The 23,377-nt window shown below is 66.3% G+C and carries 30 protein-coding genes; 13 read left to right on the top strand and 17 right to left on the bottom strand.

Annotation, left to right across the window (positions count from 1 at the left end; all coding sequences use genetic code 11):
• Positions 1-89: 89 nt before the first annotated feature.
• From ACI2JO_RS08325 to ACI2JO_RS08315, 3 genes are all read left to right on the top strand, one after another.
• Entirely contained in the window at positions 90-1,124 is a 1,035-nt protein-coding gene (locus tag ACI2JO_RS08325; RefSeq protein WP_404720180.1) for a hypothetical protein, read from the top strand.
• Positions 1,121-1,453: a hypothetical protein gene (locus ACI2JO_RS08320; RefSeq protein WP_404720179.1), complete on the top strand. Its 333-nt coding sequence runs from the start codon at positions 1,121-1,123 to the stop codon at positions 1,451-1,453. Before ACI2JO_RS08325 ends, ACI2JO_RS08320 begins: the two co-directional genes overlap by 4 nt.
• Positions 1,454-1,582: 129 nt before the next feature.
• Positions 1,583-3,760: a transglycosylase domain-containing protein gene (locus tag ACI2JO_RS08315; protein ID WP_404720178.1), complete on the top strand. Its 2,178-nt coding sequence runs from the start codon at positions 1,583-1,585 to the stop codon at positions 3,758-3,760.
• Here the strand turns inward: ACI2JO_RS08315 and ACI2JO_RS08310 are convergent.
• Genes ACI2JO_RS08310 through ACI2JO_RS08300 form a run of 3 tightly spaced genes read right to left on the bottom strand, consistent with a single transcriptional unit; the run spans position 3,733 to position 5,425 of the window.
• Positions 3,733-4,410, bottom strand: coding sequence for a M48 family metallopeptidase (locus tag ACI2JO_RS08310; RefSeq protein ID WP_404720177.1), 678 nt, complete (start codon positions 4,408-4,410; stop codon positions 3,733-3,735). The two genes, ACI2JO_RS08315 and ACI2JO_RS08310, sit on opposite strands and share 28 nt — an antisense overlap.
• Positions 4,407-4,850 (bottom strand): YcgN family cysteine cluster protein, encoded by a 444-nt coding sequence (locus ACI2JO_RS08305; RefSeq protein ID WP_404720176.1) that lies wholly within the window; start codon positions 4,848-4,850, stop codon positions 4,407-4,409. The genes ACI2JO_RS08310 and ACI2JO_RS08305 overlap by 4 nt, the downstream gene beginning before the upstream one ends.
• A complete protein-coding gene (locus ACI2JO_RS08300; protein WP_404720175.1) occupies positions 4,838-5,425 on the bottom strand; it encodes an SCO family protein in 588 nt (195 codons plus the stop codon). The genes ACI2JO_RS08305 and ACI2JO_RS08300 overlap by 13 nt, the downstream gene beginning before the upstream one ends.
• A gap of 66 nt (positions 5,426-5,491) precedes the next feature.
• On the opposite strand from ACI2JO_RS08300, the gene ACI2JO_RS08295 reads away from it, so the two are divergent.
• The gene (locus ACI2JO_RS08295; RefSeq protein WP_404720174.1) at positions 5,492-6,100 is read left to right on the top strand and encodes an ankyrin repeat domain-containing protein; all 609 of its coding nucleotides are present in this window, start codon (positions 5,492-5,494) and stop codon (positions 6,098-6,100) included.
• Between the two features lie 18 nt (positions 6,101-6,118).
• On the opposite strand, the gene ACI2JO_RS08290 is transcribed toward ACI2JO_RS08295, so the two are convergent.
• The 11 genes from ACI2JO_RS08290 to ACI2JO_RS08240 all read right to left on the bottom strand — a co-directional run bounded on the left by ACI2JO_RS08290 (position 6,119) and on the right by ACI2JO_RS08240 (position 12,889).
• Positions 6,119-6,610, bottom strand: a complete 492-nt coding sequence (locus tag ACI2JO_RS08290; protein ID WP_404720173.1) for an MmcB family DNA repair protein — start codon at positions 6,608-6,610, stop codon at positions 6,119-6,121.
• 64 nt (positions 6,611-6,674) lie between these two features.
• On the bottom strand, positions 6,675-7,307 hold the full coding sequence (locus ACI2JO_RS08285) for a cell wall hydrolase (RefSeq protein ID WP_404720172.1): 633 nt from the start codon (positions 7,305-7,307) through the stop codon (positions 6,675-6,677).
• A 168-nt stretch (positions 7,308-7,475) separates the two neighbouring features.
• Positions 7,476-7,811, bottom strand: coding sequence for a DUF1491 family protein (locus tag ACI2JO_RS08280; protein WP_404720171.1), 336 nt, complete (start codon positions 7,809-7,811; stop codon positions 7,476-7,478).
• Positions 7,808-8,260: a PaaI family thioesterase gene (locus tag ACI2JO_RS08275; protein WP_404720170.1), complete on the bottom strand. Its 453-nt coding sequence runs from the start codon at positions 8,258-8,260 to the stop codon at positions 7,808-7,810. Before ACI2JO_RS08275 ends, ACI2JO_RS08280 begins: the two co-directional genes overlap by 4 nt.
• Positions 8,250-8,720: a PTS sugar transporter subunit IIA gene (locus ACI2JO_RS08270; RefSeq protein ID WP_404720169.1), complete on the bottom strand. Its 471-nt coding sequence runs from the start codon at positions 8,718-8,720 to the stop codon at positions 8,250-8,252. The genes ACI2JO_RS08275 and ACI2JO_RS08270 overlap by 11 nt, the downstream gene beginning before the upstream one ends.
• A 9-nt stretch (positions 8,721-8,729) precedes the next feature.
• Complete coding sequence (hpf, locus tag ACI2JO_RS08265; protein WP_404720168.1) at positions 8,730-9,320, bottom strand: ribosome hibernation-promoting factor, HPF/YfiA family; 591 nt, start codon at positions 9,318-9,320, stop codon at positions 8,730-8,732.
• A gap of 55 nt (positions 9,321-9,375) precedes the next feature.
• A complete protein-coding gene (dnaQ, locus tag ACI2JO_RS08260; protein WP_404720167.1) occupies positions 9,376-10,065 on the bottom strand; it encodes a DNA polymerase III subunit epsilon in 690 nt (229 codons plus the stop codon).
• 10 nt (positions 10,066-10,075) lie between these two features.
• Positions 10,076-10,669, bottom strand: a complete 594-nt coding sequence (gene coaE, locus ACI2JO_RS08255) for a dephospho-CoA kinase (RefSeq protein WP_404720166.1) — start codon at positions 10,667-10,669, stop codon at positions 10,076-10,078.
• On the bottom strand, positions 10,666-11,475 hold the full coding sequence (locus ACI2JO_RS08250) for a shikimate dehydrogenase family protein (protein ID WP_404720165.1): 810 nt from the start codon (positions 11,473-11,475) through the stop codon (positions 10,666-10,668). Before ACI2JO_RS08250 ends, coaE begins: the two co-directional genes overlap by 4 nt.
• Positions 11,472-12,059, bottom strand: coding sequence for a Maf family protein (locus ACI2JO_RS08245; protein ID WP_404720164.1), 588 nt, complete (start codon positions 12,057-12,059; stop codon positions 11,472-11,474). Before ACI2JO_RS08245 ends, ACI2JO_RS08250 begins: the two co-directional genes overlap by 4 nt.
• A complete protein-coding gene (locus ACI2JO_RS08240) occupies positions 12,059-12,889 on the bottom strand; it encodes a pyruvate, water dikinase regulatory protein (protein WP_404720163.1) in 831 nt (276 codons plus the stop codon). The genes ACI2JO_RS08245 and ACI2JO_RS08240 overlap by 1 nt, the downstream gene beginning before the upstream one ends.
• Positions 12,890-13,217: 328 nt before the next feature.
• Between ACI2JO_RS08240 and hemE the strand changes: the two genes are divergently transcribed.
• The 7 genes from hemE (at position 13,218) to ribA (ending at position 19,964) form a co-directional block, all read left to right on the top strand.
• Entirely contained in the window at positions 13,218-14,237 is a 1,020-nt protein-coding gene (gene hemE / locus ACI2JO_RS08235) for a uroporphyrinogen decarboxylase (protein WP_404720162.1), read from the top strand.
• Between the two features lie 2 nt (positions 14,238-14,239).
• Positions 14,240-14,695, top strand: a complete 456-nt coding sequence (locus ACI2JO_RS08230) for a CopD family protein (protein WP_404720161.1) — start codon at positions 14,240-14,242, stop codon at positions 14,693-14,695.
• 289 nt (positions 14,696-14,984) lie between these two features.
• Complete coding sequence (rho, locus tag ACI2JO_RS08225) at positions 14,985-16,241, top strand: transcription termination factor Rho (RefSeq protein WP_159755545.1); 1,257 nt, start codon at positions 14,985-14,987, stop codon at positions 16,239-16,241.
• Between the two features lie 223 nt (positions 16,242-16,464).
• Positions 16,465-17,199, top strand: coding sequence for a TerC family protein (locus ACI2JO_RS08220; protein WP_404720160.1), 735 nt, complete (start codon positions 16,465-16,467; stop codon positions 17,197-17,199).
• A 63-nt stretch (positions 17,200-17,262) separates the two neighbouring features.
• Entirely contained in the window at positions 17,263-17,874 is a 612-nt protein-coding gene (locus ACI2JO_RS08215; protein ID WP_404720159.1) for an outer membrane lipoprotein carrier protein LolA, read from the top strand.
• A gap of 240 nt (positions 17,875-18,114) precedes the next feature.
• The gene (locus ACI2JO_RS08210; RefSeq protein ID WP_404720158.1) at positions 18,115-18,897 is read left to right on the top strand and encodes an exodeoxyribonuclease III; all 783 of its coding nucleotides are present in this window, start codon (positions 18,115-18,117) and stop codon (positions 18,895-18,897) included.
• On the top strand, positions 18,891-19,964 hold the full coding sequence (ribA, locus tag ACI2JO_RS08205) for a GTP cyclohydrolase II (protein ID WP_404720157.1): 1,074 nt from the start codon (positions 18,891-18,893) through the stop codon (positions 19,962-19,964). Before ACI2JO_RS08210 ends, ribA begins: the two co-directional genes overlap by 7 nt.
• A 61-nt stretch (positions 19,965-20,025) precedes the next feature.
• Here ribA and ACI2JO_RS08200 read toward each other — a convergent pair whose 3' ends face one another.
• Positions 20,026-20,694 (bottom strand): HAD family hydrolase, encoded by a 669-nt coding sequence (locus ACI2JO_RS08200; protein WP_404720156.1) that lies wholly within the window; start codon positions 20,692-20,694, stop codon positions 20,026-20,028.
• Positions 20,691-21,350: a YggS family pyridoxal phosphate-dependent enzyme gene (locus tag ACI2JO_RS08195; protein WP_404720155.1), complete on the bottom strand. Its 660-nt coding sequence runs from the start codon at positions 21,348-21,350 to the stop codon at positions 20,691-20,693. Before ACI2JO_RS08195 ends, ACI2JO_RS08200 begins: the two co-directional genes overlap by 4 nt.
• Before the next feature lie 22 nt (positions 21,351-21,372).
• On the opposite strand from ACI2JO_RS08195, the gene ACI2JO_RS08190 reads away from it, so the two are divergent.
• Complete coding sequence (locus ACI2JO_RS08190) at positions 21,373-21,885, top strand: thiamine phosphate synthase (protein ID WP_404720154.1); 513 nt, start codon at positions 21,373-21,375, stop codon at positions 21,883-21,885.
• Between the two features lie 123 nt (positions 21,886-22,008).
• Here ACI2JO_RS08190 and ACI2JO_RS08185 read toward each other — a convergent pair whose 3' ends face one another.
• The gene (locus ACI2JO_RS08185; RefSeq protein WP_404720153.1) at positions 22,009-22,734 is read right to left on the bottom strand and encodes a hypothetical protein; all 726 of its coding nucleotides are present in this window, start codon (positions 22,732-22,734) and stop codon (positions 22,009-22,011) included.
• Between the two features lie 191 nt (positions 22,735-22,925).
• Here ACI2JO_RS08185 and ACI2JO_RS08180 point away from each other — a divergent pair, with 191 nt between their 5' ends.
• On the top strand, positions 22,926-23,372 hold the full coding sequence (locus ACI2JO_RS08180) for a DUF3576 domain-containing protein (RefSeq protein ID WP_404720152.1): 447 nt from the start codon (positions 22,926-22,928) through the stop codon (positions 23,370-23,372).
• The last annotated feature ends 5 nt before the right edge of the window (positions 23,373-23,377 follow it).

Genomic DNA, 23,377 nt, shown 5'->3' with positions numbered 1-23,377 from the left:
GGCGACCCAGCCGGCGGTTTTCCGCAGTTTTGCTTGCTTTTCGGCCGCTGTTCTTATAATGTTCTCCCTGTTCGGCAGGGGAGAACGGGATGGTTCACGCGTCGAGAACGTCGTCGAGCGGTTTCTCGCACTGGTTGCGGACGGGGCGACTGCCGCCGGTCCGCACCGCGGACGGCATCGAACTCAAATTCAATCCATGGCACGATCCGGCGGACGGTCGATTCACATTCGCCGGCGCAGGATCAAGGCAGGGCGGCGGCAACCGCGACACGCGCCAGCCTCGACTGCGCCGCGGCGCACGTGGCGGGTCGTCGAATAGCACCGGCGGGCCGCGTACCGGCCTCGACTCTCGAAGCCAATCTAAGATTGCGCCAACGGCAAAAGCAGGAAACGCGAAACAATCGCACCCGATCGGTGAGTTCGTGGGTGGTGCCGGCAAAGGTCTGTACGATGCCGTCAAGGAAACGGTCACCGGTACCTATTCGCTTCTGACCACCAATCCGGTCACCACGATCAAAGACATCAATAGCGGTGTCGCGGGGATGATCGACGGTGCGCTAGCTGCGGAAGACACGCCGGCACACGTCCAGGTTCGACGCGCCGCTTCGGCTGTCGCGCATATGTCCCCACATGATCTCGGCCACGCGGTCGGCTCGACGGTCGGCAACACGGCGCTGACGGTCGCGCCGGGCGCCGCCCTGAACAAGGTGTCGAGGTTGCGTTACCTGCGCACAGTGCGTCCGCGCACGGTCTACAAAGCGCCCGAAATCAAGATAGTAAAAGAGAATCTGGGTGACGATCCCAAGCACTGGAAACCCTACAACGATGGGGCGACAGGTGCCCGCAAGGGATACGCTCCCGCTTTGATGCGCACTTTGCCAGACGGGTCGGTTCGACCCGTAAAATTTGATGGCATTGACGGGGATTATCTCATCGATCGGAAATGGAAGGTCGTAGATGCGCCTAATGCGCGCGCACAAATCTTGCGGCAATCTGACGTCTTAGCGCAACATGGATTAATCGGGATTTATGAGGTTCCAAGTCAGAAGCAAAAAATAAAAGGTATGAAGGTGCTGGCAAAATTAAACGTGCGCAACATTAAGATGAGGGTTGTTAAGCCATGAACGCCGACCGTGAGGACCTCATTGCCCGACAAATCGCAATGATTATCATGAACTTCGTGAGTTTTCTTGAGACTCCAGACGAAAACATTATTAATCCTGACAATGCTGTAGAAATGATGGAATATCTCGGATTCCAACTGGACAGCATAGAAAAGGGATTTCTTCGCCGGCTTGTCGACTCGTTCTACTCTATCGCCGAGGATTATACCGGGGAACAGCGCGAGTTTGTCCGCAGCATCCCCGATTATTTTTATCTGGAAGAGGCACTCGCCGCCGACGATCCGGTGCGGCTCGCCGAGCTGGAGGCGATACGCGACGCCCGAGACTGACCATCTGCATCCTGCTTCCCGGCGATAGCAGCCGGGCGGTGATGACGGCGCGCAACCACGCTCCGGGTCACCCGCCGCCCAAATATCTTGTTCACCCCTGCTCAAGCCGCTATCCGCCACGGGGCTGACATGGCCCGCGCCCGTACCTCCCACTCCGCTTCGTCCAGGACCCGCTCGCCGTGGCGGCGTCGCGCCGGGCTTGCCGTCAAACTCGCGCTCGGCGCGGTCGTACTGGCGTTTGCCGCGCTGCTCACCGCGGTCTACATCGCCCGCTCGCAACTCCCCAGCTTTGAATCGCTGAAATCGTCGCCCAACGGGCAGATGATCCGCGTGCATGCCGCCGATGGCTCGGTGCTCGTATCGCTTGGGCCGAGCTATGGCGAGTGGCTGACCTATGATCGCATTCCCGCGGTGATGCGCGATGCGACGATCGCGGTCGAGGACCGGCGGTTCGACAGCCATGTCGGCGTCGATCCCGTGGGGATCGCGCGCTCGCTCTACGTCAATTTCGAGCGCGGGCGGCGGGTCCAGGGTGCGTCGACGATCACCCAGCAGCTCGCGCGCAACATCTTCCTGAACAATCAGAAGAAGTTCGGGCGCAAGTTCCGCGAGGGCATCCTCGCGCTCGCACTGGAGCGGAAGTTCTCGAAGGAGCAGATCCTCGAGCTGTATCTCAACAAGGTCTATTACGGTGGCGGCGCGTACGGGATCGACGCGGCGAGCCGCAAGTTCTTCGGTCATGGCGCGGACCATCTGAGCCTGCCCGAAGCGGCGGTGATCGCCGGGCTGGTCAAGGCGCCGTCAAATTACTCCCCGACCGCCGATGCGCAGGCCGCGGTCGGGCGCGCCGGGGTGGTGATTCAGCAGATGGTGCGCAACGGCTTCATCTCGGTCGATCAGGCGCGCGAGGCGAACGACGTCGGGGTGAAGCTGGCTCCCGCACCGCGCCAGAACAGCGTGCGCTATTTCACCGACTGGGCGTTGCCGCAGCTCGACCTGCTGATCGACGAAACCGAAAAGCCGCTGGAAGTGTGGACGACGCTCGACCCGGCGATGCAGCGCGACGCCGATGCGGCGGTGCGCGCCAACGTCCCCAAGGGTGCGCAGGGCGCGCTGGTGTCGATCGACCGCGACGGCTCGGTGCGCGCGATGGTCGGCGGGACCGATTACGTCAGCTCGATCTATAATCGCGCGACGCAGGCGCAGCGCCAGCCGGGCTCGTCGTTCAAGCTGTTCGTCTATCTCGCCGCACTGGAAGCGGGCAGGACGCCGGAGGACCGCGAGGTCGACGAGCCGGTGACGATCGACGGCTGGAGTCCGCGCAACGATTCGCGGCACTTCTCGGGCAGCGTCACGCTACGCACCGCCTTCGCCTATTCGCTCAACACGATCGCGGCGAAGCTGGGGCAGGCGGTCGGCTTCCAGACCGTCGCCGACATGGCGCGGCGCTTCGGGATCAGCACGCCCGTCAACACCCATCCGTCGATGGTGCTCGGCACCTCCGACGTGCGGCTGATCGACATGACGCGCGCCTTCGCCAGCGTCGGCAACAAGGGCGTGGCGATTACGCCGTTCGGGATCACGCGCGTGACCGCCGAGGGTGAGGAAATCTATCGCCACGAGGTCGACCGCAGCCAGGTGCTGGTCGCGCCGAATGTCGCCGCCGAGATGACCGACCTGTTGCAGACCGCGGTCAACACCGGCACCGGGCGCGCGGCGCAGATCGGGCGACCGGTGGCGGGCAAGACCGGGACGACCACCAGCAGCAAGGACGGCTGGTTCCTCGGCTTTTCCTCCGGGCTGACCACCGGCGTGTGGATGGGGCGTGACGATGCGCGGCCGATCGCCGGGCTGCACGGCGGCACCGCCCCGGCGCGCGCGTTCCGCGAATTCATGGTCAAGGCGGTGGCCAAGCGACCGATCGAGCAGTTCGAAACCGCGGTGACGCTGCCCGAGGCGCAGCTCGAGCCCGATGCCGAGAGCTATTATGGCGCGCCCGACAACGCGACCTATGGCGACGACGGCAGCTATGGTCCCGAACCCTTGCCGGTGCCCGAGCAAGGCCCGGTATTTGGCCCGGAGCGACCGGTGGTCCAGCCGCTGCCGCCCCAGGGCGACGAGCCGGTGCAGCAACAACCGCGTCCGGCGCAGCAACCGCGGCCGGACGAGCGGCTCGATCAGGAGTGGCTGGATCGCGTGACCGGGCAGCCGCGACGCGACGCGGTGCGTACCCCGCCGCCCACGCGCGGTGCACCGCCGTCGCGCGTGCCCGTGACGGGTCAGTCGGGTGACCGCCCGAACCAGTGAAGCGCGGCGCCGTTCGCACGTAGCCACGCGCGCTCGGCCGCCGGATCGCGACCATAGAGGTCAGCGACCAGCGCATGGAACGCCGGTGCGTGATTCATGTGGACGCGGTGCGCCACCTCATGCGCGGCGGTTGCACGCCGCACCTCCGGCGGGGCAAGCACCAGCCGCCAGCTGTAGCGGATCGCACCGTGATGCGCACAGCTCCCCCAGCGCCCGCGCGCGTCCCCGATCGCGACGCCGCTGACCGTCACGCCGGCCCGCGCCGCGTAAAAGGCGGTATCCTGCTCCAGCAGCGCCAGCGCGCGTCGCCGCAGCCACAGCTCGACGCGCCGCGGCACGCTGTCGACCGGGCCGCCGAGGACCAGCCGTTCCCCCTCGACGGCCGGCGTCCGCAGTGCGTCGGCGCGCCAGTCGATCGTCAGCATCTGGCCGTCGACGGGGATCGTCGCGCCCGGCACGAACGGCCGCGCCTCGGGAAGCCGCTCGCGCTGGTGCGCGATCCATGCCTCCTGCGCCCGCGCCCAGGCCAGCGCCTTGGCGAGCGAGGCGCGCGGCGGCAGCGTCAGGCGCGCCTGCCCGCTGACCGGATCGAACGACAGCCGGGTGCGGCGCGCGCGTGAGTTGCGCACCACCGCGATGTCTTCGGTCACAGTTCGCGATCGACGATGTGCAGTTCGAGTTCGCCGGCATCATCCTCGCTGACGGTCCAGCCGCGGACGGACTCTCCCGCCCGATGCACCGCCTCGCGATCGCCGGACACGAGATAATGCCAGTCGGGCAGCGGCTCTCCCGCCGCGCGCAGGCGATAGGCGCAGGTAGAGGGCAGCCAGTCGATCGCATGGACGTTGCCCATCGTCAGGCGAACGCATTCGCTCACGAAGGCGCGGCGATGGCGGTAATTGGAGCATTGCCCGCTGCGCCGGTCGAGCAGCCGGCACGCGACATTGGTCGGCACCAGCTCGCCAGTATCCTCATCCTCCAGCTTGTGCAGGCAGCATTTGCCGCAGCCATCGCACAACGCCTCCCATTGCGCGCGGTCGAGCTTTTCGAGCGGGGTCGTCTCCCAGAAGCGGCCGGTCATCGCGCCCATTTCCTCACCTCCGCAGCGATGGCGGCCGGCGGACCTTCGGGCAACAGCGCCAGCGGCTTACCATCGGGATCGAACAGGTAGATCTGGCGGCTGTGGTCCATCAGATAGCCCCCGTCGGTGCCGGCGCCGCGCGCGAAATAAATGCCATATTCCTTGGCGACCTTCGCGATCTGCGCGGGCGTGCCGGTCAGACCGACCAGGCGCGGGTGGAAGGCCGTAACGAAGCGCTTGAGCGCGGCGGGCGTGTCGCGCGCGGGATCGACGGTGATGAAGAGCGGCACGATCCGCTTGCCCAGTGCGGGATCGTCGCGCTCGATCGTCTTCAACGCCGCAGCGATGTTCTGCACGTCGGTGGGGCAGACATCGGGGCAGAAGGTGTAGCCGAAATAGACGATCCGGTACTTCCCGGCGAAATCACGATCGGTGACGCCGCGCCCGTCCTGGTCGGTCAGCGAGAAGGCGCCGCCGATCCGGGCGCCAGCCAGCGGCGGGGCGCTCGCAGGTTCCTGCGCACAACCCGAAAGAGGCCCGGCGAGCAGCAGCGCGAGCGTGGCGGCGAAACAGCGCATGTTCATGGCGGTGCCAGATGTGATGGGTTATAGCCGGCGGCGCAACCCTCAGCCCATCGCGAGACCCCATCGATGCTTCGCCGTTCGCTTCTTTCCATCGCGCTGTTCGCCGCGCTGCCGACCGTCACCGCGACGTCAGCGGCGGCACAGCAGCAGTCACAGAGCTACAAATTCCTCGAGGCGGTGCGGAAAGGCGACGGCAATGCGGTGATCGGGATGCTCGATCAGCCCGGCCAGACGATCGTCAACGCGCGCGACATCACCACTGGCGAGGGCGCGATCCATATCGTGGTGAAGCGCGGCGATGGGGCCTATCTGCGCTATCTGCTGGCAAAGGGCGCCGATCCGAACCTGCGCGACGGGGACGGCAACACCGCGATGCTGCTGGCGGTTCAGGCCAACCAGCCCGACCTGATCCAGATCCTCGCTACATCGAAGGCCAATCCGAACCTCGGCAACAACGGCGGCGAAACGCCGCTGATCCGCGCGGTGCAGCGTCGTGACCTGGGGCTGGTCCGCGCGGTACTGGCGGCGGGGGGCAATCCCGATCAGACCGACAATGTCGCGGGCATGTCGGCGCGCGACTATGCGAAGCGCGATACGCGCTCGACGGTGATCCTGAAAATCCTCGACGAGACGCCGGTCAAGCCGCAGCGCGCGGTGGCGGGGCCGAAGTTCTGACGTCCGGCCGTCACCAGTCTAGAAGCCGCTGAGCGCGTCCGGGTCATGCGTGGCGATCAGCCGCCGTGCCGCCCGGCGCGCGAAGGCGAGGGTACAGCGCTTGCGCGTGGCGGCGGGTAGCGGATCGGTGCGAGCCTCACGAATGATCGCAGCATCGTAGCGGTCGGCGACGATCAGGCCGGTCCGCTCGGGCAGGAACGCCTCTCCGGCAATCGGCGTGGCGTCAAAACCCGCCGGCACCGCCCAGTAGAAGCGATCGCAATGGGCGAGATAGTCCTGCCATTTGCCGTCCCCGAGCAGATCGGCGCGCGAGACCTTGATCTCGACGATCACCAACTGACCGCGGGGATCGACCGCCATCAGATCGGCCCGGCGGCCGCCTTCCAGCGGCACTTCGGCGATGGCGGTGAGATCGTGCCGCAGCAACATCCGCGTCACGCCGCGCGCGACATCAAGCGCACACAGTGCGGCGGTTTCGTCCTGGTGACAGGTGTCGGGCGGTGTCAACATGACCACCCGATTAGAACATCATGCGAACAAAAGCCAAGCCTCCGTTCGTGATATCAGCTGGGGATCAGCGATAGAAGATGTGATTGCCGATCGAGGCGACGCGCACGCCGTTCGAGTGGCCGACGCGACGATGGTTGAAGTACAACGCATTGGCGGCGTCACTTTCCCACGCATCCTTGAGCGCGACCTTCGCGACGGCCATGGCGGTGCGCCAGTCGTCGTTGGACGGCGCTTCCGGCATTCGGCCGCCGCGCACGAAGGAGAACTGCCCCTTCTGCGTGACAACGTCACAGGCGCTGCCGCCGAAACGGTGCGAGCGGGTGCGGTTGAGGATAACCTCGGCGACGGCGAGCTGTCCGCTGAGCGGTTCGCCGCGCGCCTCGAAATAGATGGCGCCGGCCAGGCAGCGCAGATCCTCGTCGGCGTCAGAGCGGATCGACTGATCGGCGACGGCAGCGGCGAGGGTAGGATAGGCAATCTGCTCTTCGACCTGCGCGGGCGTGACGGTCGCTTCCTCGGCAACCGGCTCGGCCGGGGCGATCGAGGGAACCTGCGCGGGGAGGGCGAGTTGAATTGCGGTAGACGCGGCGGGCACCGCCGGGAGTTCAGCAGCCAGTCCGGGAGCGCTCTGCGCTACCAGAGCAAGGACCGAGAGAGTAAGCGTCGCGAAAGTCGCGATGCGCGAGCTGAACGGCATTCCACATCATTTTTGTGCGGTGGGTGCGCGGAAACGATCGCTGAAGCAGCGTTAGCTGTTCAATATCGCCCGGGTCCCCCCCGACTGCGTCACCGTCGGGATCGCACCCCGCATCGGCACAACGCACGTTGTCGATGCAAGCCGGCTAGGGGCAACAGGTTAACAGCGTCAATGCGACAGTATCGTTTCAGCGACGAACCGTTCGGCGTGCGGGATGTCCAGTTCGACAACCCACAAATCGCGATCGCGGCGTCGACGATTCTGCCAATATTCCTCGAGCATCACAGGGTCGTCCGACGAAGGGCCGGCTGGAATCAGCGCATCGCGATCGTCGAGTCCCCGCATGCGCTCGATCGCGCGCAGCCCGCGTCCCTCCACGATCAGGATCAGCAGGGCACCGCCCTGTGGCTCGCCGCTGGCGCGGACCACCGCCAGTCCGCCGGCATCGTTGACGCGCCGCAGCAACGCCCCGACCAAAAGGTGCGTCGGCAGCCGCGCGCTCACAGACCGGCATATCCGGGCAGCGACGCCAGCGCGATGCGTGACCGCATGAAGGTACCGGTGCCGCGCGCCACCTCCTCGCCATCAGCGGTGACAAGCCGCGCCTCGGCGACGAAGACGCGACGCTGGCCGCTGATCCAGCGCCCCTCGGCAACGACCGGCCCGATGCCGAGTGGGCGGGTCAACAGCAGGCTGAATTGCGTCGTCAGCAGGAAACGATCGGTAACAAGGCTGTTGCACGCGTAGAAGGCGGCATCGTCCAGCATTTTGAAATAGCTGGTGCCATGCGCCGCGCCGGCGGCGTGAAAATGCCGTTCGTCGACGGAGAAGTGAATCCGCGACTCGCCCGGCGCGACCAGCTGGAGCCGCGACTCGAAAAACCGGTTTATGGGTGCCGCCGCATACAGCGATTCAAGCGCGCGATAATGCGCGGCGGCCCCCTCAGGCGGCATCGCGCACCCCATGATCAGTGAGCAGCGCGTACATTGCATCCGGCGAACCGGCGCCGCGGAGCTTGGCGACCAGCGCGCGATCGCGCAGCCGCCGCGCGACGCGGGCGAGGGCCTTGAGATGCTCGCCGCCGGCCTGCGGCGGCGAGAACATCGCCAGCACGACATCGACCGGGGCGTCATCCAGCGCATTGAAGTCGAGCGGCTGCGCCAGCCGCGCCACCGCCACCGCGATCCGTGACACGCCCGCGACGCGGGCATGCGGAATCGCGACGCCGCCGCCGAAGCCGGTCGATCCTTCCTTTTCGCGCGCCGCGAGGCCATCGGCGAGCAGACGCGCGTCGACACCGAGGATGGGGGCGGCAAGCGCCCCCATCTGCGTGAACAATGCTTTTTTGGAAGTCGTCGGCAGGCCGACGACGATCAATTCGGGGACAAGCAGGTCGCTCAGATCGCTCGCCATCAGTTCCCGTCAACCACCACGCTGCGGCTCCACCCAGCCGATCGTCCCATCGCCACGGCGATAGACCATATTGTACGAGCCGGTACCCGCATTCTTGAACAGCAGCGCCTGCGTGTTGCGCAAGTCGAGCATCATCACCGCGTCGGAAACGCTGGCATCCGGCACGTCGACGCGCGTTTCAGCAATCACCAGCGGCGCGTCGCCGGCATCGTCCTCGCCGATCTGCTCCGCGAACAACGTATAGCCGGCATTGTCATAGCCGGTGCGATCCTGCGCCTCTTCGGTCGCGGCATGCGCGGCATGGCGATCCTTGAGGCGCCGAACATAGCGGCGGAGCTGCTTCTCGATCTTCTCGGCGGTACCATCGAACACCAGATGCGCGTCGTGCGCGTCATGACGACCTTTCAGGATCAATCCGCGCGTGACGTGCGCGACGATGTCGCAGGTGAAGCCGTTGTCGTGTGGCCCCTTGCCGAACGTCACTTCCGCCGAGATGGCGCGCGCGAAATATTTGTCGGCGATACCCTGGAGTCGGTCCTGCACATGGGCCTTCAGCGCGTCGCCGATCGCCACCTGGTGACCTGAAATCCGGATATCCATATTATTCCTCCATCTCTGCCGGCTCGCCCCCCTGCGATCCGGCCATCCATTCGCGTCATTCGGACGCGGCGACCCCCCACAAAGGCTCTTTGACCTTCTTTAGAAACGCAGCGTGCGCTGCCAGTTCCACATCGCTCGGCGAAAAGACCCGCAACGGGCGGGTGCGCACGGGCGCGGACACGACCTGTTCAACGACGATCGGCGCGGCTTCGCTGACCAGCCCGAGCCCGATCTGCCGCCCGCCCATCAGCTCGACATATACCTGCGCGAGCAATTGCGCGTCGAGCAGTGCGCCGTGCAGCACCCGGTGCGACCGATCGATGCCGTAGCGGTTGCAGAGCGCGTCGAGCGTGTGCTTGGCGCCAGGATGGCGCGTACGGGCGATCGCCAGCGTGTCCACCATCCGCGTCGGGCATACCGCGGCGTTGCCGCAGCGTTCCAGCTCACCGTTCAGAAACGAGAAGTCGAAACCGGCATTGTGCGCGACCAGCGGCGCGTCCCCGAGGAAGTCGAGCAGCGCCGCCACCCCGGCGGCGAAGACCGGATGCTTGGCGAGGAAGGTCGCGGACAGGCCGTGAACGCGCTCCGCCTCGGCGGGCATGTCGCGTTCGGGGTGGAAATAGGCGTGAAAGGTTCGGCCGGTTTCAACCCGGTTGACCAGTTCGACGCAGCCGATCTCCACCATACGATCGCCACCGGCGAAGCTGAGGCCGGTGGTTTCGGTATCGAAGACGATCTCACGCATGATCGCGTCGTTATCGACCCTGTCCGCGTTGCACGCAAGCGATGACGCGCATCACCGCGGCGCGTGTCTGCTCAAGCGGGACGTCGGTGGGGATCACGAAATCGGCGCGGGCGCGCTTCTCGCTGTCAGGCAATTGACGCGAGAGGATCGCGTCGAACTTCGCCGCGGTCATGCCGGGGCGCGCCAGTGTCCGCTCGCGCTGGATCGGTGCGGATGCGGAGACGACCACGACCCGGTCGACGCCACGGTCGCCCCCGGTTTCGAACAGCAGCGGGACGTCGAACACGACCAGCGGCGCGTCGTGATGCCGGGCGAGGAAGGCTTCGCGCTCGACACGGACCGCCGGGTGGACGATCGCCTCCAGCGCACGCATCGCCGCATCATCGCCAAGCACCGCTTGCCCAAGCGCAGCGCGGTCGACGCCAGCCGGGTCGGTGGTGCCCGGAAAGCGCGCCTCGATCGCCACGAGCAGCGGGCCGTCGGGCCCCTGCAGGCGATGCACCGCCGCATCGGCGTCGAACACCGGCACGCCCGCGTCGGCGAACATCGCCGCGACCGTCGACTTGCCCATGCCGATTGAGCCGGTGAGGCCAAGGACGATCATGCGAGCAGGCGGGCGCGCAATTCCTCGTCATGCTCGCGCGGCGGGGCAGCGCCGAAGAACAGCTCGAACGCGACCGCCGCCTGGCCGACCAGCATCTCCAGTCCGTCGACGGTTTCCAGATCGCGTGCGCGCGCGGCCTTCAGCAGCGCGGTCTCCAGCGGGGCGTAGACAATGTCGTAGACGATCGCGTCATCGGGCAGCGGCGTCAGATCGAGGTCGAGCGGATCGTGCCCGGTCATGCCGAGCACGCTGGTGTTGACCAGCAACGCCGCCGCCGGAACCCGCGCGGTCAGCGGCAGCGCGTCGCCCTTGAGTCCGAATCGCGCGAGCAGCGCCGCACCCTTCAACGGCGTGCGGTTGAGCAGGGTGACGCGGCCGACGTTGCTGCGCGCCAGCGCGAACAATATCGCGCGTGCCGCGCCGCCGGCGCCGACCACCACCACCGGCTGGCCGGACAGATCGAGATCGGCGATCGGCGACAGGAAGCCCGCGGCATCCGTGTTGGTCGCGATCAACCCGCCGTCCTCGCCGCGGAAGACGGTGTTCGCCGCGCCGATCATCGCGCGCACGTCGCCGGGATCGGGGACATGATCGAGCGCCGCCACCTTGTGCGGCACGGTGATGTTGCAGCCGCGCCAGTCGGCATCTTCCACACGCTGCGCGAAATAGGAGGCGAGATCGTCGCCGACGACGCGCGTCGCACGATAATCGCCGGTCAGCCCGAGCTTTTCGAGCCAGAAGCCGTGGATTAGCGGCGATTTGGAATGCGCGATCGGATCGCCGATCACCTCGGCATAGGGGGTCATGCGGGCAACACCTGTCGGATACGCAAATAGTCGAGCACCGGGAGCAGCGGCATCCCAAGGACGGTGAACTGGCTGCCGTCGATCCGCGTGAACAGTTGCGCACCCGGTCCCTCGATCCGGTAGCAGCCGACGCAGCCAGAAATCGCCGGCCATTCGGCGTCGAGATAGGTCTCGATAAAGGCGGGCGAGAGCGGGCGGACGAACATCTTCGCCTTATCAACGATCCGCCACACCGCCTGACCGTTCTCGGCGATCACTGCCGCGCTGACCAGATCGTGGCGCTTGCCCGACATGCGCGCCAGATGGTCGCGCGCCTCGTCGCGGCTGGTCGGCTTGTCGAGGATCATGCCGTCGTCGAGCACCGCGAGGCTGTCCGACCCGAGCACCAGATGGCCGGGATGGCGCGCGCTGACCTTGAGTGCCTTCAGTTCGGCGAGTGCGTCGGCGATGTCGCGCGGATGCCGCCCGGCCATCGCCGCCTTGAGCGCCGCCTCGTCGGCATAGGCCGGCTCGGCGGTGAACGGCACGCCGGCGGCGGCGAGCATCATGGTGCGCGAGGCGCTTTGCGAGGCGAGAATCAGCATCAATCGGTGTTCCGTGCGGCGAGCCCGCGGCGTTCGTTGACCAACGCGATGATCGCGGCGGCAGTTTCCTCGATCGAGCGGCGGGTTACGTCGATCACCGGCCAGCCGTTATCGGCAAACATCCGGCGGGCGTAGGCGATCTCGCGCGCCACGGCGTCCTGATCGACATAATTGGTCTCCGTCGCCTGATTGAGCGACAGGAGGCGGTTACGGCGGATCTGGATCAGGCGGTCGGTGCTCGTGGTAAGCCCGACAACCAGCGGGTTCTTCAGCGAGAACAACGCGCGCGGCGGCGGGCTTTCGACGACGATCGGGATGTTGGCGGTCTTGAACCCGCGATTGGCGAGATAGATCGAGGTCGGGGTCTTCGACGAGCGGCTGACACCGGCGAGCAGGATGTCGGCCTCCTCCCATTCCTCGTGCGCGATCCCGTCGTCATGCGCGATCGTGAACTGGATGGCGTCGACACGCTCGAAATAGGCGGCATCGAGGACGTGCTGGCGACCGGGGCGCGCCTTGGCCTGCTGGCCGAGCAGCATCGACAGCGCATCGTTGACCGGATCGAGTGGGGCAACGGTGGGCAGCCCGAGCGCCTTGCAGCGTGCCTCCAGCGCGGCGCGTGTCACCGGATTGACGAGGGTGAAGATCACCAGCCCCGGATTTTGCGCGATTTCCTGAAGGATGCGGTCGAGATGCGTTTCGGTGCGCACCATCGGCCAGAAATGTCGGACGGTCTCAACATCGTCATATTGCGCAAGCGCGGCTTTGGCGATGTTCTCCAGCGTCTCGCCCGTCGAATCCGACAGCAGGTGGAGGTGGAGGCGGAGCATCAGGATCCGGACATCGGGTGGGGTGGACCGATCTGTGGATAAGTCGTGGACAGCCGCTAGACCAACTTTCCGGCCCCGCCAAGCGCGACCCCGATCGGTGGACAACATTGATTCTATCCACAGCGCCGTCCCCAACGCCATATTTTATCCACAGGCTGTGAAAAACGGGGACAGCGTGCGTCGAATCCAACCGCGCCCAGCGTTGGCGCATGAGTCAAGCTGTTGGCAATTCCGGTAGTGACGCATAAGCCCCCGCGATCCACGCGCCCACCGCATCAACAACCAGACTCTCTAAGAATCTTACCTGAAGGTAGAAGGATCGCACGTGATGGTTAACAAACCCCTGTTGCGAGTCCTGAGCGGCGAGCGCGCCGCGCGACCGCCGACGTGGCTGATGCGGCAGGCAGGGCGCTATCTCCCTGAATATCGGGCGTTGCGTGCTGAAAAAGGCGGGTTCCTCGCGCTTGCCACCGACCCGGTCGCGGCGGCCGAGGTGACGCTGCAACCGATCCGCCGCTTCGGATTCGATGGCGCGATCCTGTTCTCCGACATCCTGATGGTGCCGTGGGCGCTGGGGCAGGAGCTGACATTCGGCGCGGGCGAGGGGCCGAGGCTGGCCCCGGCGCTGGTCGACGCGGCACTGGCGACGCTGGCTCGCGAACCGACGCGGCTCGATCCGGTCTATGCGACGGTGCGACGAGTCGCCGCGTCACTGCCTGCCGAGACGACCTTTCTCGGGTTCGCCGGGTCGCCGTGGACGGTCGCGACCTATATGGTGGCGGGGCAGGGCAGCCGCGATCAGGAGGTGACGCGCCGTTTCGCCTATGCCGATCCGGCCGCGTTCGGCGCGATCGTCGACGCGATCGTGGCGCTGACGATCGACTATCTGGCGACGCAGATCGAGAATGGCGTCGAGGCGGTGCAGATCTTCGATAGCTGGGCGGGCAGCCTGTCCCCCGAACAGTTCGAGCGTTGGGTGATCGCGCCCAATCGTGCGATCGTCGACGGTGTTCGGGCGCGCTGCCCGGGAACGCCGATCATCGGTTTTCCGAAGGGGGCGGGGGGCAAGCTGGCCGCCTATGCCGCGGGCACCGCGGTCGATGCGATCGGGCTGGACGAGACGGTGGATCCGCATTGGGCAGACGCCGTGCTGCCGGTGGGGCTGCCGGTGCAGGGCAACCTCGATCCGCTCGCCTTGCTGACCGGCGGGGCGGCGCTGGATGCGGGGATCGACCGGGTGCTGGCGGCGTTCCCGGAGCGGCCGCATGTCTTCAATCTCGGCCACGGGATCGGGCAACACACCCCGATTCCGCATGTCGAACATCTGCTGCAACGGACAAGGGGCTGAACATGGTCGGGTTTCTTGGCGCGACCTATGATTGGGTGAAGGCCGCGCACGTCATTTTCGTAATTTTCTGGATGGCGGGGCTGTTCATGCTGCCGCGTTATCTGGTCTATCATCAGGAAGGGCTGTCCGACGCGGCCGACGCCGCACGCTGGGTCGAGCGCGAGAACAAGCTGCGCGCGATCATCCTGACCCCGGCGATGATCGTCGTCTGGGTGCTGGGCGTCGCGTTGGCGCTCAATGCCGGGCTGGTCGACGGCGTGCCGGGCTTGGGGTGGTTGCACGCGAAGTTGGCGATCGTGCTGCTGCTGTCGGGCTATCATGGCTGGGCGGTCGGCTATGCCAAGAAACTGGCGCGCGGGCAGGCGGGCGTCTCGAACAAGGCGCTGCGGATGATGAACGAGATTCCGGCGCTCGCGACCGCGCTGATCGTGATTCTGGTGATCGTGAAGCCGTTCTGATCTGATCTCCCGTCATTCGCGCGCAGGCGGGAATTCAGAACCGCTGACGTGTCGGCCCTTGCGACGACCTGCGCGTCTGGATTCCCGCCTTCGCGGGAATGACGGTAGGGCGCGGGAATGACGGTCGGTTGGTGCGCTCGGCGCTTGACTATCTCGGGCATGACTCATACCTCGCGCCCGTGGCGTTGCCGGTCCTCGGTGCGCGCCGCATCCTCTACAGCTTCGTTTCTCGAGCGTTTTCCATCGCCGGCCGAGCTTTCCCCGACCCCCGATCACATCGGACAGATACATGCATCTCAAGGATTTGAAGAAGAAGGCCCCCGCCGAGCTGGTGCAGCTTGCCGAGGAGCTGGGCGTCGAGGGCGCCTCCACGCTGCGCAAGCAGGATCTGATGTTCGCGATCCTGAAGGTGCAGGCCGAGAACGGCGAGCAGATCATGGGCGAGGGCACGATCGAGGTGCTGCCCGATGGCTTCGGCTTCCTGCGCTCGGCGCAGGCGAATTATCTCGCCGGGCCGGACGACATCTATGTCAGCCCGAATCAGGTGCGCAAGCACGGGCTGCGCACCGGTGATACGGTCGAGGGCGAGATCCGCGGGCCGAAGGACGGCGAACGCTATTTCGCGCTGGTGAAGATCACGCAGGTCAATTTCGAGGAGCCCGAGCGCGTTCGCCAGCGGGTGAACTTCGACAATCTGACGCCGCTCTATCCCGACGAGCGACTGAAGATGGAAATCGAGGATCCGACGATCAAGGACAAGTCGGGCCGTGTGCTCGATGTCGTCGCGCCGATCGGCAAGGGCCAGCGCTGCCTGATCGTCGCGCCGCCGCGAGTCGGCAAGACGATCATGATGCAGAACATTGCGCGCGCGATCGCGCATAATCATCCGGAAGTGTTCCTGATCGTGCTGCTGATCGACGAGCGGCCCGAGGAAGTCACCGACATGCAGCGCACGGTGAACGGCGAGGTGGTCTCCTCCACCTTCGACGAACCGGCGACGCGCCACGTCGCGGTCGCCGAGATGGTGATCGAGAAGGCCAAGCGGCTGGTCGAGCACAAGAAGGACGTCGTCATCCTGCTCGACAACATCACGCGTCTGGGCCGCGCCTACAACACCGTCGTGCCGTCGTCGGGCAAGGTGCTGACCGGCGGTGTCGACGCCAACGCGCTGCAACGGCCGAAGCGCTTCTTCGGCGCGGCGCGCAACATCGAGGAAGGCGGGTCGCTGACGATCATCTCGACCTCGCTGATCGACACCGGCAGCCGCATGGACGAGGTGATCTTCGAGGAGTTCAAGGGCACCGGCAACGCCGAAATCGTCCTTGATCGCAAGGTGGCCGACAAGCGCATCTTCCCGGCGATCGACGTCGGCAAGAGCGGCACGCGCAAGGAAGAGCTGCTGGTCGAGAAGGGCCAGCTGTCGAAGATGTGGGTGCTGCGCCGGATCCTCATGCAGATGGGCACTGTCGACGCGATGGAATTCCTGCTTGGCAAGATGAAGGATTCGAAGACCAACGACGATTTCTTCGACAGCATGAATCAGTAATGGAGCATGGCCTGCCGCGTGCCGCGGCAGGCCATGCCGGTTTGGCCGGCGGGTGCCCTGGCGCACTTAACCGACGACGCGGCCTCACTCACGTCTTCTGCTGCCACCCGGATCAAGTCCGGAACGACGAACATGGGCGGCGCTCCCCTTTGCCATGGCAATCCCCGCCCGGAACGTTATGCCGGCCAGCGTCATTGATGCGGTCAGACGGGGAGTGACTTAATTGAGCCTTATCGCCACGCTTGCCGCCGCGGCCTCCGCCGGAGCGGCGATCCAGGGACCCGGCTCGCTGGGCGACATCTGGCAGCATATCGTCGCCGATTTCTCGAACCTGTCCGATCCCGCGGCGCTTGCTGCGTTCGGCTCGGTGCTGATGATCGACCTCGTGCTGGCGGGCGACAATGCGATCGTGGTCGGCGCGCTTGCTGCCGGGCTGCCGTCGGAACAGCGCAAGAAGGTGATCCTGATCGGGATCGGCGCGGCGCTGGTGCTGCGGATTTTCTTTGCGCTGATCGTCACGTGGCTGATGGGGATCGTCGGGCTCATCTTCGCGGGCGGGTTGCTGCTGCTGTGGGTGAGCTGGAAATTCTGGCGCGAGATCCGCAGCGGCGGACATTCGGAGATCGACGCCGCCGAGGATGCAGCGGCGGTGAAGCCGGTCAAGAGCTTCGCGGCGGCGGCCTGGGCGGTCGCGGTCGCCGACGTGTCGATGAGCCTCGACAACGTGCTGGCGGTGGCCGGGGCGGCGCGCGAGCATCCCGGCATCCTCGTCATCGGATTGTTGTTGTCGGTGGCGCTGATGGGGCTGGCGGCGAATTTCATCGCCCGGATCATCGATCGCTATCGCTGGATCGCCTATGTCGGGTTGGCGGTGATCGTGTTCGTGGCGTTCCGCATGATCCACGAAGGCTGGATCGGCAGCGACACGACGCCGGGGCTGGCGACGCTGTTCACCTGAGTTCAGCGCGGGTTCAATGGCCGGCGGGCACGTCCCGCCGCCATAACGCTGTGTGGAGACGTCATGTCGAAATATCTTCTGCCGCTCGCCGCGCTGGTCGCGGCGGCCATCCCGGCGACGGCGCAGACCGGCACCGATCTGGCGGCGGTACAGCGCTCCATCGCCGGGCTCGATTCGATGACCGCGGCGTTCAGCCAGACCGATCGCAACGGCCAGGTGCTGACGGGCACGCTGACGCTCAAGAAGCCGGGCAAGATCCGCTTCCAATATCAGAAGGGTGTGCCGCTGCTGATTGTTGGCGACGGCAAGGCGCTGACTTTCATCGATTATTCGGTGAAGCAGGTGCAGCGCTGGCCGATCGGGAACTCCCCGCTGGGCGTGCTGCTCGATCCAACGCGCGACATATCCCGCTATGCCACGATCATTCCGTCGACCAATCCGGGTGTGCTGTCGGTCGAGGCCTATGACGCCAAACATCCTGAATACGGCCGCATCACCCTGGTCTTCGCGCGCAGTGCGTCCGCTCCCGGCGGGTTGATGTTGCAGGGTTGGGCCGCGCTCGACAGCCAGGGCAACCGCACCACGATCCGCCTGACCGATCAGAAATTCAACGTGCCGGTCGCTGATTCCACCTTCCGCTGGGTCGATCCGCGTCGACAGGGGCGATCAAGCTAAATCACGGCATTTTTGTCCAATTCGTTCATGTTGGCGAAAGGCTATGGTCTTTAGGTATGTGAACACGGTCGGCGGGCCGCCGGGATTTTCCCCCTGTTGCCCGGTCTCCTGCCTACCGCTTGCGTGACGAACGCTGAGTCGGCCCTCGCTCCATGCCCCCGGAGCGGGGGCCTTTCTTGTTCGGGCGTTGCCGCACCGCCGTCCCTTGTCGACCTTCCACCCCGAAGCTACCTAGCCGGCGTGAAAATCGTTTCCTGGAACATCAACTCGGTCCGGTTCCGCATCGAGATCGTCGAGCAATTCCTTCGCGAGGCCCAGCCGGACGTGCTGTGTCTCCAGGAAACCAAGGTGGTCGACACCGATTTTCCCACCGACGCCTTTCGCGCGCTCGGCTACGACCATATTCTTCTCCATGGGCAGCGGATGCACCACGGCGTCGCGATCATCGCGCGCGTGCCGGTCACCGCCGACGACCGACTCGACTGGCAGGCCAATCGCGAGGCGCGGCATCTGGGGGTGCGGCTGCCGAATGGCGTTCGGCTGGAGAATGTCTACGTGCCGGCCGGCGGTGACGTCCCCGACCGGGAGGTGAACGCAAAGTTCGGGCAGAAGCTGGATTTCGTCGAGCGGATGACGCGCTGGTCCGAGGCGCTGGCCGGGCCGACGATCCTGACCGGCGACTTCAACATCGCGCCGCTGCCCAGCGACGTGTGGAGCCACAAGGCGCTGCTGAAGGTCGTCAGCCATACCCCGATCGAGGTCGAGGCGCTCGACCGGCTGAAGGCATCGAACGACTGGGTGGATCTGGGGCGGCACTTTCATCCGGCACCGGCGCGCTTGCACACCTGGTGGAGCTATCGGTCGCCCGACTGGACCAAGAACGACCGCGGGCGCCGGCTCGATCATATGTGGGCAACCGGCGATGTCGCGAAGACGGCGATTGCGCATACCGTCTTCGAGCCGTGCCGCAGCTGGCTGAAGCCGTCCGATCACGTACCGATCATGACCGAGTTCGCATGGTGACGCCGACGGAATCCGGGCGCGACGCCGCGCGCGCGATCGATGCAATGCGGCGTGGCTGGCCGATCACCGTCACCGCCGATGGTGAGGTCCCGCTGACGGTACTGGCGATCGAGACCGCTGACGCCGAGCGGCTGGCGCGGTTTGCTGCCGACGGGCCGTTCGACGTGCTGCTATCGAACGGACGTGCGGCAACGCTGAAACTGGCCAATCAGCTGGATGCGGCGGTGCCCGATCGGCCGGTGGTGGTCGCGCATGCGCCGTGGTTCGACATGGCGCTTGCCACCGCGCTGGCCGATCCGCAGCTGGATCTCGCGACACCGTTCAAAGGGCCGTTTCGCACGATTCCGGTGTCGGCACCGGTCGCCGCTGGAGCGGCGCTGCAACTTGCCCGAATCGCAGGATTGTTGCCTGCGTTCGTGATCGGCGCCGGCGCGGCGGCGCAGGTGGTGGATGCCGAGGCTATCGCGGCGCACGAGGACGCTCAGGCGCTGCAGATCGCGGTGCGCGCGCGATTGCCGGTCGCGGGGGCCGAACATGCCGAGATCGTCGCGTTCCGCTCGCCGGAGAGCGCCGATGAGCATATCGCGCTGGTCATCGGCAGCTCGGACGGCGCGCCGCCGCTGGTGCGGTTGCACAGCGAGTGTCTGACCGGGGATGTGCTTGGCAGCCTCAAATGCGATTGCGGGCCGCAGCTGCACGCCGCGATCGAGGCGATCGCGGCGGCGGGATGGGGCGTGCTGCTGTATCTGCGTCAGGAGGGCCGCGGGATCGGGCTGGTCAACAAGCTGCGCGCCTATGCGCTGCAGGATCAGGGATTCGATACCGTCGACGCCAACGTTCGCCTGGGCTTTGCGATCGATGCGCGCGACTTTGGTGTGGCGGCGCGGATGTTGCAGTTGCTGGGGCAGGACCGCGTGCGGCTGCTGACCAATAATCCGGCGAAGGTCGCGGGGCTGGAGGCGGCAGGCGTAACGGTGATCGAACGGGTGCCGCACGCCTTGCCCGCGAACCCGCACAACGAACGCTATCTGGCCACCAAGCGGGACCGCACCGGGCATCAGTTATGATGGGCGGTGCTACGGCGCCGTGTTGCCCGTCATCGCTTCGCTACGCTCGCGATGACGGCGCTTAGACGCTCAGGAGCGTGGTGATCTCGTCGAAGTTTCTCGCCACCGCATCGACGCCGATCGCACGCAGCCGGTCGCCGTGGTCGGGGGCGCAATGGCCACCAGCGACCAGGCCGATCACAAATGCGCCGCTTGCCACCGCACCTTTCGCACCGACCGGGGAATCCTCGATGATCGCGCAGCGCTCGATGGCGACACCCAGCTTCTCGGCGGCGTACAGGTAAAGGTCGGGTGCGGGCTTGCCGTTGGCGACATGCTCGGCACCCGAATAGAGATGCTCGCCGAACGCACAGCGCAAATCGAGATGTTCAAGATGGGTGGCGATCCAGCGCACCCGGCTGGAGGAGACGACCGCACGCGGCAGGGTGGCGGGCAGTGCGCGGACGAAGGCGGTGGCGCCGGCCACCTCCTCGATCCCTTCCAGCAGGCAGCGCTCGTCCTCGGCACGCCGCGCAGCCCTGAAGTCGGGCGGGATCGGGGCACCGATATGGGCCTCGATCGCGGCAAGGAAGTCATTGCCCGACAGACCCATGAACTGCGCCATCGATTGTTCGGGCGTGGTCGGGAAACCGACGCCGGTCAGATAGTCGGCGAGGTGGCGATTGCCGCTCGCCTCACTTTCAATCAGCACGCCGTCAAAGTCGAAGAGCAATGCGTCGAAGCGGGTCATGCGCGGGCTCCGAACAAAGCGGAGCCGACACGGACATGCGTGGCACCGAGCGACACCGCCTGTTCGACATCGTCGGACATGCCCATGCTCAGCCCCGTAATGCCGTGGTCGCGCGCCATCTTTGCCAGTAGCGCAAAATACGGGGCCGGTTCGACCCCGGCGGGAGGAACGCACATCAATCCGGCGAGCGGCAGGGCCGCGGCCTGCGCCTCGGCCAGCAAGGCGGGCAGCTCGGCGATGGCGCAGCCGCCCTTTTGCGGTTCGTCGCCGATGTTGACCTGGATGAAACATGCGGGGCGGCGACCGGTCGCATCGATGGCACGGGCGATGGCGGCGATCAGCGAAGAACGGTCGATGCTGTGGATCGCGTCTGCCAACGCAACGGCCTCCGCGGCCTTGTTCGACTGCAATTGTCCGACCAGATGCAAACGCAGATCGGGAAATTCGTCGCGGAGCGCCGGCCATTTCGCGGCGGCTTCCTGAACGCGGTTCTCGCCGAAATCGCGCTGGCCGGCGAGGAGCAGCGGGCGGATCGCCTCGATGGGATGGGTCTTCGACACCGCCACCAACGTGATGTCGGCAGGATCGCGGCGCGCGATGCGGGCGGCGGCGGCAATGCGCGCGTGGAGGGCGGCGAGACGGTCGTCGGGGGTCATCGCCCGCGCTATAGGGGGGGGCATGCCTGCCCGCCACCCCGTCCGCTGGTTGATGACCGACGAACGTCAGGGTGAATGCCTGTGGCATGCGCTGGAGCGGTTGCCGCGGGGAGCCGGGGTCATCTTTCGCCATTATAGGACGGCATCGGGGGTGCGAAGGACGCTGTTCGCGCGGGTGCGGCGCGTGGCGCGGCGGCGGGGGCTGGTGCTGGTCGTGGCGGGGGACGCGTTTCTTCGGGGTGCGGAGGGCGTTCATGCGCGGCGGGGACGGGGCCTGACGACATGGCCGGCGCACAATCGGCCCGAAGCGGTGCGCGCGGTACGCGCCGGGGCGGATGTGGTGCTGGTCTCGCCGGTGTTCGCGACGCGCTCCCATCCCGGGGCGGCGGTGCTTGGATTCTGGCGTGCGGCGGCCATCGCGCGCGGCTTGCCGGTGACAGTGATCGCGCTGGGCGGGATGGACGAACGGCGTTTTCGGCGGGTCGCGGGGTTGGGGTTCAATGGCTATGCGGCGATCGACGCCTGGTCGCAGTGAGCGGCCATTCCGTTTAGTAGCGCACCCCTGAGGTCGTAAAAGAAGGCGGGCACGCGGGCCACGTTCTGCACGATCGTCAGGCGTACGGCTGTGCCGACATCCGCCCAATCCCGCCCGTCACTATCAGAAGCGGAAGGCGGTGCCCACGTAGATCGCCTGGCTGTCGCGACGGTCATCGTCGACGCGAGTCAGGCGCTCGCGATCAGTCTTCAGCCGCATGCCAGCGGTCAGATCGAGGTTGCGGGTAAGCGAATAGCTGCCGCCGACGTCGATCGAGTAGCTGTCCGGCTCTGCCAAGGTCCGCGCGGTGCCGGGCAGCGGACGATCAGCCGTCGCGCCGACACGGCCACTCCACTTGCTCCCCGAGTAGCTGAGCGCGACATCCGCGGCTTCGCGGCTGCCCGGGATGCCGGCCAGATCGACCTTGGCGACGTCGCCCGAAATCGCGAACCGCTTCCAGCCGACCGAGACCCCCAGATTATAGGCGATCGGCGCCAGGCCGACCGTTGTGGGGGTCGCGGAGGCATAACGCGCATTGTCACGCGCGGTCATGCTCGACCGCGCACGGACGGCCACCGTCACGGCGCGATTTCCGATACGCGATTCGGAGGGCGTAAAGCGGAAGCCGCTGGCATCCAGTCCGCCACGCGCGAACAGCGCCGCAAGCTTGGGATCGGCAGCGGAGGGTGTGAACGAACCGGCGATGCGCGGAGCGGAAACCAGCTTGCGGGCCGGCCGCTGTACCGAATCGGCGGCGCCGAGCGCGGGCACGGCTGCGACGGCGGCGGCCAATAGCCCCCCCCCGACAATTGCAGCGATGCGGCTCCGTACGGCCACGATCGTACCCATCCCCTTTTTGCCGGACGAATCTGTCCGACCATTTGAGCGGGCCTAACAGGAATCCGTTCCGAGTCCATTACCGTCCCGACGGTTTGTCGTGCACCTGTTGCATCATATCCACAATGGGGCGCGCTTGCCGGGGGCAGATGGTGCGGGTAGAGCGGGCAGGATTACCCGAATTGCCTGTAAGGACGATGCCGATGTTCCGCCCCTTGCGCCTAGCGGCTGGCCTGTCGGCCGCTGTTGCCTTGTCGTTGAGCCTTGCGGCGTGTGGCGGACGCGGCGGCAAGCCGGTCGGCGACCTTGCCGCGTCGAAGGTCACGACGATCGGCGTCAACAGCTATCTGTGGCGCGCGACGCTCGACACGCTCAGCTTCATGCCGCTGCTGCAGACCGACTCCAATGGCGGGGTGATCGTCACCGACTGGTACGTCAATCCGCAGACCCCGACCGAGCGGATGAAGGTGACCGTCTCGATCCTCGACCAGGATCTGCGCGCCGACGCGGTGCGCGTCGCCGCGCTGCGCGAGGTGAATCGTGGCGGGCAGTGGGTGGCGTCGCCGGTCGAGGCCGCGACCACGCAGAAGCTGGAAGATATCATCCTGACGCGGGCGCGCGACCTGCGCCGCGGCGCGGTGACCGGCTGAGGCGA

It is taken from the genome of Sphingomonas sp. NPDC079357, assembly GCF_044901155.1.
Taxonomy (GTDB): domain Bacteria; phylum Pseudomonadota; class Alphaproteobacteria; order Sphingomonadales; family Sphingomonadaceae; genus Sphingomonas.
Note: the sequence above shows the minus strand (reverse complement) of the source record. Positions and strands in the feature narration are given on the sequence as shown.